The organism is Paraburkholderia tuberum STM678 (assembly GCF_902833905.1).
Lineage (GTDB): Bacteria > Pseudomonadota > Gammaproteobacteria > Burkholderiales > Burkholderiaceae > Paraburkholderia > Paraburkholderia tuberum.
This window is the reverse complement of sequence record NZ_CADFGP010000109.1, coordinates 1-11,931: the sequence shown is the minus strand read 5'-3', so window position 1 is coordinate 11,931 and position 11,931 is coordinate 1. Positions and strand designations below refer to the sequence as shown.

Annotated in this window: 14 protein-coding genes; 8 read left to right on the top strand and 6 right to left on the bottom strand. The window is 62.3% G+C overall.

What is annotated here, in order from left to right; all coding sequences use genetic code 11:
• Positions 1 to 142: 142 nt before the first annotated feature.
• The 3 genes from HWY30_RS39180 to HWY30_RS39170 form a co-directional block, all read right to left on the bottom strand.
• Positions 143 to 445 carry a T6SS amidase immunity protein Tai4 family protein gene (locus HWY30_RS39180; RefSeq protein ID WP_425199433.1) on the bottom strand — a complete coding sequence of 101 codons (303 nt, stop codon included), beginning with the start codon at positions 443 to 445 and terminating at the stop codon, positions 143 to 145.
• 141 nt (positions 446 to 586) lie between these two features.
• Entirely contained in the window at positions 587 to 1,066 is a 480-nt protein-coding gene (locus tag HWY30_RS39175; RefSeq protein ID WP_143037232.1) for a hypothetical protein, read from the bottom strand.
• 4 nt (positions 1,067 to 1,070) lie between these two features.
• Entirely contained in the window at positions 1,071 to 1,457 is a 387-nt protein-coding gene (locus HWY30_RS39170) for an aggregation-promoting factor C-terminal-like domain-containing protein (protein ID WP_090807952.1), read from the bottom strand.
• Between the two features lie 201 nt (positions 1,458 to 1,658).
• On the opposite strand from HWY30_RS39170, the gene HWY30_RS39165 reads away from it, so the two are divergent.
• Complete coding sequence (locus HWY30_RS39165; protein WP_090807949.1) at positions 1,659 to 2,225, top strand: YbhB/YbcL family Raf kinase inhibitor-like protein; 567 nt, start codon at positions 1,659 to 1,661, stop codon at positions 2,223 to 2,225.
• Between the two features lie 47 nt (positions 2,226 to 2,272).
• On the opposite strand, the gene HWY30_RS39160 is transcribed toward HWY30_RS39165, so the two are convergent.
• Complete coding sequence (locus HWY30_RS39160; protein ID WP_090807947.1) at positions 2,273 to 3,268, bottom strand: aldo/keto reductase; 996 nt, start codon at positions 3,266 to 3,268, stop codon at positions 2,273 to 2,275.
• A 277-nt stretch (positions 3,269 to 3,545) separates the two neighbouring features.
• Between HWY30_RS39160 and HWY30_RS39155 the strand changes: the two genes are divergently transcribed.
• The 5 genes from HWY30_RS39155 (at position 3,546) to HWY30_RS39135 (ending at position 8,365) form a co-directional block, all read left to right on the top strand.
• Positions 3,546 to 5,726, top strand: coding sequence for a TonB-dependent receptor (locus HWY30_RS39155; protein ID WP_090807945.1), 2,181 nt, complete (start codon positions 3,546 to 3,548; stop codon positions 5,724 to 5,726).
• An 80-nt stretch (positions 5,727 to 5,806) separates the two neighbouring features.
• Complete coding sequence (locus HWY30_RS39150) at positions 5,807 to 6,490, top strand: Fe2+-dependent dioxygenase (RefSeq protein WP_090807942.1); 684 nt, start codon at positions 5,807 to 5,809, stop codon at positions 6,488 to 6,490.
• Entirely contained in the window at positions 6,487 to 7,209 is a 723-nt protein-coding gene (locus HWY30_RS39145) for a PepSY-associated TM helix domain-containing protein (protein ID WP_090807940.1), read from the top strand. The genes HWY30_RS39150 and HWY30_RS39145 overlap by 4 nt, the downstream gene beginning before the upstream one ends.
• A 115-nt stretch (positions 7,210 to 7,324) precedes the next feature.
• Positions 7,325 to 8,014 carry a nitroreductase gene (locus HWY30_RS39140; protein ID WP_090807938.1) on the top strand — a complete coding sequence of 230 codons (690 nt, stop codon included), beginning with the start codon at positions 7,325 to 7,327 and terminating at the stop codon, positions 8,012 to 8,014.
• A gap of 36 nt (positions 8,015 to 8,050) precedes the next feature.
• On the top strand, positions 8,051 to 8,365 hold the full coding sequence (locus HWY30_RS39135; protein WP_090807936.1) for a high-potential iron-sulfur protein: 315 nt from the start codon (positions 8,051 to 8,053) through the stop codon (positions 8,363 to 8,365).
• Between the two features lie 28 nt (positions 8,366 to 8,393).
• Here the strand turns inward: HWY30_RS39135 and HWY30_RS39130 are convergent, their stop codons facing one another.
• Both HWY30_RS39130 and HWY30_RS39125 read right to left on the bottom strand, forming a co-directional pair.
• Positions 8,394 to 8,744: a DOPA 4,5-dioxygenase family protein gene (locus tag HWY30_RS39130; RefSeq protein WP_090810310.1), complete on the bottom strand. Its 351-nt coding sequence runs from the start codon at positions 8,742 to 8,744 to the stop codon at positions 8,394 to 8,396.
• 30 nt (positions 8,745 to 8,774) lie between these two features.
• Positions 8,775 to 9,278 (bottom strand): GNAT family N-acetyltransferase, encoded by a 504-nt coding sequence (locus HWY30_RS39125; protein WP_090810308.1) that lies wholly within the window; start codon positions 9,276 to 9,278, stop codon positions 8,775 to 8,777.
• Positions 9,279 to 9,570: 292 nt separating this feature from the next.
• Here HWY30_RS39125 and HWY30_RS39120 point away from each other — a divergent pair, with 292 nt between their 5' ends.
• Complete coding sequence (locus tag HWY30_RS39120; RefSeq protein ID WP_090807933.1) at positions 9,571 to 9,843, top strand: DUF1488 family protein; 273 nt, start codon at positions 9,571 to 9,573, stop codon at positions 9,841 to 9,843.
• 1,098 nt (positions 9,844 to 10,941) lie between these two features.
• Positions 10,942 to 11,931, top strand: a 990-nt coding sequence (gene ltrA / locus HWY30_RS39115; protein ID WP_176079034.1) for a group II intron reverse transcriptase/maturase, incomplete at its 3' end; no start/stop codon positions are given.

The window sequence follows — 11,931 nt, the reverse complement described above, 5'->3', positions numbered from 1 at the left end:
GGCGAATGCAGTTCTTGCGCAACGTGAGATCGTTTATGCGGAGGCCAGGCAGCGCAATCCACGGCGTTGGTCCCGATCGACGCGCAACTGGAAATTGAAGGATCAAGTCTGGCTCAATCCGGAGCGCATGCAACCGGAAGAACTAAAGCAGTGCGCATGAGGTGACGCGACAAGTACGTTGACAACCGCCGTCTGGAGCCTTCTCCAAGTCAAAGTAAGTCCAGTCTCGCAATGCACTGACGCTGCTTCCCGCATCCATAGCAGCATCTTTGTCGTTCTTGTAGGCGGTCGCTATGCAAGTAGCCAGAACCATGTCTTTGTAATTCTGTGCATAAGTACGTGCTCCAGCTTGTGGAGTCGCACGTTGATCGCCTTTTGCATAGCAAGCAGACATGCCGAAGATGAGGGCAAAACCAGTTAGGATGCCAACCCCGACCTTCTTCACGGCAAACTCCAGAAGTTCGCGCGGTCAGTGCGATACTTCGCCTCAGGTTCGTTGAAATAGCAGTGGTCGTAACAGTAGTTTTCGCGCAATCCAGTTGTCCATCACGGGGTGACGGTCTCGTTCACTGCTTCCGCGGTTTGTCTAACGCCCAACGTTTGTCGTACTCGCGCGCAAGGTAAATGTTTTGCCGTCGAACGCGTAGTAGTAGGTTCCGTGCTCGGCGTTTTCATTGCGGCTACCGTGAGCGATCAGCAGGCAACTGTCTGCGCGATAGGCAAGCGGATCCGTGATGTCCAGCGGCCAATCGGAAACTGTGAACGGCAGCGAAGTGACGCGGCCCGAGTTCGTATCGATTGCCGCCGCCATCACGCAGCCAGCACCGCATCCCCACGTAGCGAGAACGTAGTGGCCCGCGAAGTTAATCGGCTCCTTTGCGGCTTCACGAAGAATGCTGCGGTAATGACGTGCCGTCGCGTCCGTGAATATCATGCGTGGCATCGCAGCGTGCCTGGACTCGACAGTGGCGGGACAATCCTCAAACCTGAGAACCGATTCCGCAAGGGCCAAACCGGATACTGCGCCGAACATCAATGTGGCAATAAGCCAGGACGAAAGACGCATCGTTTTAATACCAGTGGTGTTGTTGCCAGAATCCCCTGGCCATATTTGCGGAATGGTAGCGGCCATAAATGTAACGGATGCCGCCTTGGCACTCCTCCTTCGCATTACCGAATGATGCCTCTCCGCGCGGGTTCAAGCTGTATTGCGCGCGCAGCAGTTGAAACAGGCCACGTGCTGTTGAAGTCCCGTTGCGCGCATCGACGACACCGGCGGATTCCTGAGCCATGATCCATAGCAGATCGCTGAAATCCGTGTCTGGAATGCGCTCGATGCGCATGGCGTCTTTCAGCGCATTCTGAACCGTGAGCGGCACAATGCTTGCCGGCTTCTCTTTCCATTGCGGCGGCGCAGTCTTCGTCGGGCGATGCGAGTGGGCGTGTTTTGTAGACATTCAGGCAACTCCATTTCTTTCTTTGAACGACAAAGGGGCGAGAACGAATTAATCAATCGATCACGTAGGATCGCTATCTGTTTGATTCGCGTAGCCCCATGCGCAATATGCCGCCTCTTCCATCTCAAAACAACATTCTCGTTATAGTTGCTCTCTGAGCTGCAAAACTCTCAACGGCACGTCCAACCCCGGAGACTCCCAATGACTCGCATCCCCCTGACCCTCGCGCGGCGCCTCCTCTCCGTCGGCGCGTGCGCGCTGCTCGCCTACGCGAGCGCGCATGCGTATGCGGCACAGGCCTTCGCGGTGTCGTCGCCGGGACTGGCCGATGGCGGCACGCTCAACGCAAGCCACGCGGCGAGCGCGAACAATTGCGGCGGCGGCAACGTGTCGCCGGCGCTGCAATGGCATAACGCGCCGGCCGGCACGAAAAGTTTCGCGGTGACGATCTTCGATCCCGACGGCGCGAAAGGCCTCGGCATCGTGCACTGGATCGTCTATGGCATCGCGCCTGCCACGACCGGACTCGCCGAAGGCGAAGCCGCGCCGGCGGGCAGCGTCGCCGGCACGAATCGCACCGGCGGCCCCGGCTATTACGGCCCGTGTCCGCCCGTCGGCGAGGTACCGCATCACTACTTGGCGCAGGTCTATGCGCTCGATCTGCCGCCCGACGCATTGCCGGCCGGCTTGACGCGCGACGCGTTCCACGCCGCGATCAAGGATCACGTGCTCGCCGCGACGAGCACCGTGCTGCGCTACGGACGATGAAGACGCGCGGCCGAACGCCGGGCCGCACCTGATCTGACGGCGGGCGCCTAACGCGCCGCGTCCCCCCAGCGATACTGCACGCTCGCTTCATCGAGCTGCGTCTTGATCGCGGCGTCGAGCGTGAGCCCGGCCGCCGCGAGCGTATCGCTCAACTGCTCCGCGCGGCTCGCACCAATGATCGCCGACGTAATCAGCGGATTCGCGAGCACCCACGCAAGCGATACCTTCGTCAGCGATTCGCCGGTCGGCGCGACGATCGCCTTCAGCCTTTCGATCGTGTCGAACTCGCGCTCATGCCAGTAGCGCTCCTGATACATCGCGCCAGCCTTGCCGACGCTTTCGGTGAAGCGCCCTTCGGCGGGCGTCGCGTCGAGCCGGTGCTTGCCGCTCAGCAGTCCGCCCGCAAGCGGGTTATACGGCATCACGGCCAGTTGCTCCTCGGCGGCCAGCGGCAGCAGCTCGCGCTCGATCTGGCGAAACAGCAGGTTGTAGCGCGGCTGGACCGACACGAAGCGCGCGACGCGGAGCACGTCCGCGCGCCCCAGTGCGCGCGCGAGCCGGTAGGCGAGAAAGTTCGACACGCCGATATAGCGCGCCTTGCCCGAGCGCACGATCGCATCGAGCGCTTCGAGCGTCTCGTCGAGCGGGGTCTTCGCGTCGTCGGAATGGAGCTGGTACAGGTCGACGTAGTCGGTGCCGAGGCGCTGCAAGGACGCGTCGATCGCATCGAGCAGGTGCTTGCGCGACGCGCCCTGGTCCCACGCGGCGGGCCCCATCTTGCCGACCGCCTTGGTCGCGACGATGAAGCGCTCGCGTTTGCCCTTCAGCCAGCGTCCGACGATTTCCTCGGTGCGCCCGGCCAGATTTTCGTCGCCGCCGAGCGGATAGACGTTCGCGGTATCGATGAAATTGACACCGGCGTCCGCGGCCGTGTCGAGGATGCGGTGCGATGCGGCTTCTTCGGTTTGCAGCCCGAAGGTCATGGTGCCGAGACACAGGCGAGAAACGGTCAGGCCGGTGCGGCCGAATTGGCGATATTGCATAAAGTCGACTCCAGAGGGAAGGAAAGCGCTGCCGAAGCGATGAAACTACATTGTTGTAAAAAGGATAAACCGAGTCGCGATTCGGTGTGCCTGACGCACGCCGGGATTGCTGACTTCCAGTAGATGTGAAATGATATTGATTCTCATTTAAACCTAGCCAGCCATCCCGTCATCTCCATCTCACACTACGGAGAGCGGCAGCCAGCCATTTGCGGCTTTGTCATGAATTCGACGTCAGTGATGCGAATCTGACAAACGCATTTCTGACGGGATTTCCATGCTCAATCACACGCCGCTCGCGACAGCGCTAGCGCTCGCTTTTGCCATTCCTTTGGCGACCCCGGCGCTCGCGCAAAGCGCGCCGCAGAACGCACAAACCAGCGCACGGAACGACACACCCGCCGCCGCGCCGACGCTGCCGACCATCGGCGTGCAGGCTCAGGCCGTTCAGCAGGACTTCCAGGCCGACCGGGCGACCGTCGGCGCCAAGACGCCGACCGCGCTGCGTGACATTCCGCAGACCGTCACCGTGATCAATCGCGACCTGCTCGCCTCGCAGGGCGCGACGTCGTTTGCGGACGCGCTGCGCAACGCGCCCGGCGTGACGATCGGCGCGGCCGAAGGCGGCCAGATCGGCAACAACATCAACCTGCGCGGCTTCACCGCGCAGAACGACATCTATCTGGACGGCTTTCGGGACCGCAACCAGTACTACCGCGACACGTTCGACCTCGAGTCGCTCGAGGTGCTGTACGGTCCGTCGTCGATGCTGTTCGGCCGCGGCTCGACCGGCGGCGTGATCAACCAGGTCAGCAAGAAGGCGAACCTGACGGACTCGGCGGAAGTCTCCGGCATGATCGGCACCGACGACCGCTACCGCTCCACCGTCGACGTGAACCACAAGCTCACCGACACCTCGGCGATCCGCCTCAATGCATTCGGCCAGAGCCTCGGCTCGACGCGCGACGTGATGAAGAACAAGGACTTCGGCGTCGCGCCGGAACTGCGCTTCGGCATCGGCACGCCGACCGAGATCACGCTGTCGGCGCTGATCCAGCACAACCACGACATGCCCGACTACGGCATCCAGGCGCTGAACGGCCGCCCGTCGCCGGTACCGAAGAACACGTTCTACGGTTTGACCAGCGACCGCACGATCCAGGACGTGCAGATCTTTACCGCGGCGATCAAGCACAAGTTCTCCGAGGACCTGACGCTGACGAACCAGACGCAGATCTCGCACTCGACCACCGACGCGCGCGAAACCGCGCCGCAAGCGGTGCTGACCGGACCGCTGTCGTCCAGCACAGCGTTGACCAACGGCAACTTCACGACGCTGTCGCCATCGCAGCTGTTCATCAAGCTGCAGAGTCATGACCGCGTGATCCAGAATCATGCGATCTACAACGACACGATGCTCGAATACAAATTCGACACCGGACCGATCAGGCACGACCTGATCGTCGGTGTCGAAGTGGGCCACGACAGCTATACGAACCAGGCGTACACGCGCAACAACCTGCCGATCGTGCCGATGCTCAATCCGCCGATCATGGGCACGCCGTCGAACGTGACGACGACGGTCGGCAACTACGCCGATTCGAGCGCGAACGAAATTGCCGCTTACCTGAACGACACGATTACGCTGACGCCGCACTGGAAGCTGATCGGCGGTGTGCGCTGGGATCGTTTCTCGGCGGGAATCCGCAATACGATTAGCGCGCCGGCTTACGCGAGCCAGACCAACTACTTCACGAGCGTGCGCGCCGGCGTCATCTATCAGCCGACCGACTGGCAGTCGTACTACGTGTCGTACGGCACGTCGTTCAACCCGTCGCTCGAAAACCTGACGGTCACGAACCTCACTCAGAACCTCGCGCCGGAATCGACGAAGTCGTATGAAATCGGCGGCAAGTGGGATCTGTTCGGCGGCAACATGTCGGTGACCTCGGCGATCTTCCGCGAGGAAAAGGACAACGCGCGCACGCAGGTGTCACCGACCGAGTACCAACTGGCCGGCAACATTCGCGTCGACGGCTTCCAGGCGGGCGTGACGGGGCACATCACCGACAAGTGGCAGATTTTCGGCGGCTACACGTACATGGACGCGACGATCCTGAAAGCGGCCGACGGCACGCAGGGCCACACGCCGGCCAACACGCCGCGCAACACGCTGACGTTCTGGACCACGTACGCGATCACGCCGCATTGGGAAATCGGCGGCGGTCCGATCTACATGTCGCCGCGTTATGCGTCGAATACGAACTACGTGAAGGTGCCGGGCTACACGCGTTGGGACGCGACCGCGGCCTATCACGCGAAGAAGTACGACGTGCGCCTGAACCTGCTGAACCTCACCAACAAGTACTACTACGACGCGTTGATTCCGTCGGACGGCGGACGTTCGGTGCCGGGCATCGGCCGCACGCTGCTCGCGACGTTCAACTACCGCTTTTGATACGCGCTTTTGATACGCACTGAGCGCATGCGCACGGCTTGCCGCTTCTGCAAACGGCAAGCCGACGCGAAGGACACACTATGTTGCTGCACATTCCGAAGGTACTGGACGCCGGGCAGTTGCGCTTCATGCGCGAGCGGCTCGATCGAGCCGGCGACGCATGGGTCGATGGCCGCGCGACCGCGGGCTATCAGGGCGCGCCGGTCAAGCGCAATCAGCAGATTGCCGAGCACTCGACGCTCGCGCGCGAACTCGGCGATGTGATTCTCGCGGCGATCGAACGCAATCCGCTGTTCATCAGCGCGGTGCTGCCCAACCAGGTCTATCCGCCGCTCTTCAACCGCTACGAGGGCGGCATGCAGTTCGGCAGCCACGTCGATGGCGCGGTGCGCGTGCTGCCGAACGGCGTGAAGCTGCGCACCGACGTGTCGGTGACGCTGTTTCTCAGCGCGCCCGACGAATACGACGGCGGCGAACTCGTGATCGAGGACACCTACGGCGTGCAGCAGGTGAAACTGCCGGCCGGCGACATGATCGTCTATCCGGCGACGAGTCTGCACCAGGTGACGCCGGTCACGCGCGGCGCGCGGGTGGCGAGCTTCTTCTGGGTGCAGAGCCTCGTGCGCAGCGACACGCATCGCGCGCTGCTGTTCGATATGGACACCGCGATTCAACGGCTCAATACCACCCATGCCGACGAAGCTGCGCGACGCAGCCTCGTCGGTTGTTATCACAATCTGCTGCGCACCTGGAGTGAAACGTGAGCGTCTCGGACACCCTCGACATTCAACCGCCCGCGGCCGGCGAACATGACGCGCAGGAGCCGCGTCGGCTCGATGACCATGAACCGAAATCGCGCCGGCAGCGCTCGCGTCGCGCGACCTTCATCAAGTGGCTGCGCCAGGTGCATGGGTGGGTTGGACTGTGGGGCGCGGCGCTCGGTCTGCTGTTCGGCACGACGGGCTTCTTTCTGAATCATCGCGGCGGCCCGCTGCGCGTCTCGACCGGCGAGCCGCAGGTGTCGGTGATGCAGGTGCCGCTGCCGCAACCGGCGCCGCAAACGCCGCGCGAACTCGCGAAGTGGCTCAAGCAGGAGCTGAAAATCGCCGGCAATCCGGGGCGCGTGCAGAAGGAAACCGAGCATCCGGTGGCGTGGGGCGATCGCAGCGTCGTGCAGCCCGAGCGCTGGCAACTGAGTTTCGGGTCGCCGAAGGAAAACACGTCGGCCGAATACTGGGTCGGCAACCACACCGTCACGGTCAAGCGCAGCGCGAACACCTTTCTCGCGATGCTGACGAACATGCACAAGGGTGTCGGCTTGAGCGTCGGTTGGGTGCTGCTGATCGATACGCTCGCGGGCAGCCTGATCCTGCTGTCGTTGACGGGCGTGCTGTTGTGGACCGAGTTGAACAAGCGCAAGACGGTGGGGCTCGCGCTCGTGGTCGGATCGATTGCGGCGGCGGTGGTGTTGGGGACGATGTAAGGGCGCAGCGCAGCGCAACGCTTCGGGCGACGCCTGCGCGCTGGCGGGCAGGCTTTGATCGGTCCGCGCTAGAATCGTCGCAGACCTACTCCGCAGGCTCTGCCGCCATCCGCCGATGACCTCTTCCGCGAACCCCGTCGACACCGCGCTGACCACGCGGCGCTCGGTGCGCGCCTTTCTGCCGACACCGGTGCAGCGCGCCGACATCGAAGCGATTCTCGAAGCCGCCAGCCACGCACCGTCGGGCACCAACACGCAGCCGTGGAAGGTGTACGTGCTGACGGGCGAATCGCTCGCGCGTCTGTCGCGCGATCTGCTTGCGGCCTACGACGATCCGCTGCGCGACGAGCTGTACCAGGAGGAGTACGCGTACTATCCGCGCCAGTGGCAGTCGCCGTTCATCGACCGGCGTCGCAAGATCGGCTGGGATATGTATAGCCTGCTCGGCATCGAGAAGGGCGACAAGGCGCGCATGCACGAACAGCACTCGCGCAACTTCCGTTTCTTCGACGCACCCGTCGGCCTGCTGTTCACGATCGATCGCAGCCTCGAGCGCGGCAGCTGGCTCGACTACGGCATGTTCCTGCAGGCGATCATGACGGCCGCGCGCGGGCGCGGCCTCGACACCTGTCCGCAGGCCGCGTTCATGCAGTTTCATCGACTGATTGCCGGACATCTCGGCTTGCCCGAAAACGAGCAATTTGTGTGCGGCATGTCGCTCGGTTTCGGCGACCCCAACGCGCCGGTCAATACGCTGCGCCCCGAGCGCGAACCGGTCGAGCGCTTCGCGCGCTTTCTCGATTGAACGCATCCCTCAGTCCCCACCCAGAGGCAAACGACAATGAAAACATCGCGGCGCCATTTCCTGTTGGTCAGCGCGGGCGTCGGCTCTTCGCTCGCGCTGTCTCGGGTCGCGTTCGCCGCGACCGTTCCCAATGCGCTCAGCGAGAGCGATCCGCAGGCGCAGGCGGTCGGCTATACCGAAGATGCGTCGAAGGTCGACAAGGCCAGATTTCCGAACTTCGCGGCCGGGCAATCGTGCGCGAACTGCTCGCTGTTCCAGGGCAAGGCATCGGACGCATACGGCGGCTGCACGCTGTTCGGCACTAAACAGGTCGCGTCGCGCGGCTGGTGCAGCGCGTACACGAACATGTGAGCACGCCGCCGTAGCGTTCGCAGCGGTGCTATAGCAGCGCCTTCAGCACGAGCTCGTGCGAGTGCCCGATCCACACGGCGGCGTCGCGATGATCGCGCAGCGCGTCGCCGGTGTTCGGATGCAGAAAGACATCGAGCGCGCCGTGATTGAGCGTGAGCCAGCCGACCACGTCGGCGAACTGCGTGTGCGCGAAGGCGAGCTGATACGACCACATCGGATGCGGCCCGACCGGCCGTTCGTGGAAGCGCCCGATCTGCAGTTTGTCGCCCCAATGCGCGTCGATCTGCTCGCGAAACGCCCAGGCGGCATCGCGGCTCGCCGGGTCGAAGTAGATGTGCGCGTGCCAGCTTTGTATCGCTGAAGCAGCGCGAAAAGTCATATCAGAGTTCATTGCCAGGCTCGTTCCGTATCAGTCTTTATCCGACATTCGTTCTGCTTCGCTTTCCGCTGGCGCGCGCGCTGCAAGGCGCATGTGAAACTGTGTCTGATCCTCGCCGACGATCTCGAAGCCAAGACGATCGTACAGCCGTTTGGCGGGATTGCCCTTGAGCACCTGCAAGCTGACCGGCAACGCTTCGGCCGCGGCGGCGCGCAGGATCGTGCGCAGCGCTTGCTCGCCGATGCCGCGACCCTGTAGCGCCGGCGCGATCTGCAACTGCACGACGAACCATTCGACGTCGTTGCGATGCGCCTTCAACAAGCCCGCGGGCGCGCCGTCGATACAGACCACCTGCGCCGCGTCGTAGCGATGCAACAGGCGCGCGCGATGGACGTCGTCGTCGGTCGGCTCGCCGGCGCGCGCCAGGTGTTCGGTCATCGTCGTCTTGCGCAGTTCGAGCAGGAAGGCTTCGTCGTCGGGTTGCGCGGGGCGCAAGGTCAACCCGGATCGTTGGTCGGGCAGTTGGGCGGACATGTCGGCAAGGTAGCGGCGCGCGATGATCGTGCGAAGCGCGAGTAAGAATTGTCGTCGATTGTCGCGCCGGCTGCGCTTTTTTACCACGCGGCTATGTTGCAGTCTTCTCACTTTGCGATGCAAGGCGAACGCTCGATGCGGCGAGGCGCCGCCTGCTGCGTTGTGTGGCATGCGCATTGCTAAAGGTTGATTCGCTATTCGCGGGCACGGTCGTCGACCCATCGCGGCCGCGCTTATCCGGGGACGTTCGCGTTATGCGGCGAACGTCGTAATCAACGTTGCGAGGTGGGCTATGACGATGATCGAGGTGGTACCCAGCGTCTCGGCAGATGGACGCGCGGTGATTTTCCAGCTTTCGTCGCAGGGACGAGACCTTGAATGCGCGGTCACGCGCGAGGCGCTCGAGCAGCACTTCTGGCTGCAACGCGGCGCGGGTGAGGCGCGCGTTCTGAAGACGTTCGCGGATGGGCGCAAACGTATTACGGCGATCGCCGAACGAAAAATGCTCGCGCGTCCCGGCGAGAAGGTCTTGCTGACGATCGACGATTTCTCCACACGCGGTTGACGTGCTTGGCGTGGCGCGCGTCATCGCTCGAAGCTGCACACGCGATGACGCCGGCGCGACGGCACCGGCTCCGCTCGGCCTGAATGCGGCCGGCTTCGCACTTCGCGTTTTTCTCGCAGGCTTTCGCAGCACCGTTTCGGTGCAATCGCTGATTTCACATCGAGCGCTCCGTGGGGCCGCTGTTACATCGATTCGCCAAATTAACCCACCAAAGCGCTTCGGTTCGCTGAATTGCTTTCGCGCGTGCGCGCATACACTCTTTTCCATGGAGCGAGGAATCACCGCCCTCCATCGATGCGATCTTCCCCTCGTGTCGGATTTGAACCGTACCGTTGATAAGTAGTCTGCAGTTCGCAGTGCGTATCTGGCAGTTTGCAGTCCGCAGTTGACGCAATACAAGCGCGCAATGCATCGAGCACGAGCGCGAAGCAACAGGGGTAGCGGCCAGAAGTAGCAGATAGCGAGGACCGGCCCACATGCAGTCGCAATTGAAGTGGTGGTTTGAATCGGCAGTTTGAAGCTTGCTGTCGAGCGGTAGAAATTGCCGGTGCAGTACACGTAAGCAATAGCTTTGCAGGTTAGGTGGTTATAGGTTGGCAGGCATCCACGCGCCTGCTCGGCCGTTCCATCCTGTCAGCCCTGTTCCTCGCGGAACAGGGCTTTTTTTCGTGCGCCCGGCAGGGCGCACTTACTGGGAGGTGAAAGTCCTCTGCTCGCCCGACAAGGGGAAGAGCTAGCGGAAGGCAAGGGTGTCGCGGGCGACTGTGAATCCGAAGGAAGCCGGAAGCAAAGCGCTGGCCTGACGAACAGGAAGCGGATACGAGGCGGCCTGGCGGGGTGAGATGCCGAAAATCATCAAAGCCCAATACTTGTACGGAACGTCAGGACGTATATCCGACAGGCATAAGCGTGAAGGTGGGTGCGCAATACCCGGGGAGATCTGCATATGTGCCTCGTGCTACCGACACCGGGAGGTGTTGGGATGCGTATGCAGAAGTCAGCAGACGGCGTAATAGGTTGGGGGCAAGGCGGTGAGCCGAAGAAACCCCCGACTGAAGGCCTGAACATTGAACAACGCGATTAGGACATCCGACCTCGATGCAAATCGATGACGCAACAAGGCAGGCCACTGTGCCCGGCAAGGAGCTAGACGAACGGATTTCGTCGATGGCCGTGCTGGGAGCCGAGGATTGCACGGCGGCGGATGGGCAAACGAAAGCGGAAGGACGGCGGCTTTGCGGGATGGAGGCCGTGGTCGAACGTCATAACCTATGGCAAGCGTATGAGCGGGTCATGCGGAACAAGGGCGCGGCGGGAGTCGATGGACTCACCGTGTACGAGTTCAAGGCGTGGCTGCAACAGCACTGGCCGAGCGTCAAGGCAGCCTTGCTGGGAGGAGTCTACATGCCGGCGGCGATACGCAAGGTGGAGATACCCAAGCCTAACGGCGGGGTGCGGACACTGGGTATTGCGACGGTACTGGATCGCCTGATCCAGCAGGCATTGCTGCAAGTTCTCCAACCAGAGTTCGATCCTGAATTCTCCGGGCATAGCTATGGGTTCCGACCGGGCCGCAATGCATGGCAAGCGGTGCAACGAGCGCAAGGCTATATCAGGGAAGGCCACCGCTGGGTGGTTGACCTTGATCTGGAGAAGTTTTTTGACCGGGTGAACCACGACATCCTTATGTCGCGGGTGGCTCGCCGGGTCAAAGATGAACGGGTATTGAAACTGATCCGCCGCTACCTGGAAGCGGGCATGATGTCTGAAGGAATCGTCAACGCGAGGACAGAAGGCACGCCGCAAGGCGGTCCGCTGTCGCCCTTGTTGTCGAATATCCTGCTGACGGATCTGGACCGCGAACTGGAGCGCCGGGGACATCGGTTCTGCCGCTACGCTGATGACTGCAACATTTACGTCAAAAGTCAAACGGCTGGACAGCGCGCGATGGTTGCGATCACCGGTTACCTGGAAAAGAAACTCAGGCTCCAGGTCAACCGGGATAAAAGCGCCGTCGCGCGGCCTTGGCAGCGGAAGTTTCTAGGCTACAGCGTCACATGGCACAAGCAGGCGCGGCTGAAGATTGCC

Excerpts from the sequence above, each read along its gene's own strand:
- HWY30_RS39135 (WP_090807936.1), top strand. The coding sequence starts at position 8,051 with ATGAAAACATCGCGGCGCCATTTCCTGTTGGTCAGCGCGGGCGTCGGC.
- HWY30_RS39175 (WP_143037232.1), bottom strand. The coding sequence starts at position 1,066 with ATGCGTCTTTCGTCCTGGCTTATTGCCACATTGATGTTCGGCGCAGTA.
- HWY30_RS39155 (WP_090807945.1), top strand. The coding sequence starts at position 3,546 with ATGCTCAATCACACGCCGCTCGCGACAGCGCTAGCGCTCGCTTTTGCC.
- HWY30_RS39170 (WP_090807952.1), bottom strand. The coding sequence starts at position 1,457 with ATGTCTACAAAACACGCCCACTCGCATCGCCCGACGAAGACTGCGCCG.
- HWY30_RS39150 (WP_090807942.1), top strand. The coding sequence starts at position 5,807 with ATGTTGCTGCACATTCCGAAGGTACTGGACGCCGGGCAGTTGCGCTTC.
- HWY30_RS39120 (WP_090807933.1), top strand. The coding sequence starts at position 9,571 with ATGACGATGATCGAGGTGGTACCCAGCGTCTCGGCAGATGGACGCGCG.
- HWY30_RS39130 (WP_090810310.1), bottom strand. The coding sequence starts at position 8,744 with ATGACTTTTCGCGCTGCTTCAGCGATACAAAGCTGGCACGCGCACATC.
- HWY30_RS39165 (WP_090807949.1), top strand. The coding sequence starts at position 1,659 with ATGACTCGCATCCCCCTGACCCTCGCGCGGCGCCTCCTCTCCGTCGGC.
- HWY30_RS39140 (WP_090807938.1), top strand. The coding sequence starts at position 7,325 with ATGACCTCTTCCGCGAACCCCGTCGACACCGCGCTGACCACGCGGCGC.
- HWY30_RS39125 (WP_090810308.1), bottom strand. The coding sequence starts at position 9,278 with ATGTCCGCCCAACTGCCCGACCAACGATCCGGGTTGACCTTGCGCCCC.
- HWY30_RS39160 (WP_090807947.1), bottom strand. The coding sequence starts at position 3,268 with ATGCAATATCGCCAATTCGGCCGCACCGGCCTGACCGTTTCTCGCCTG.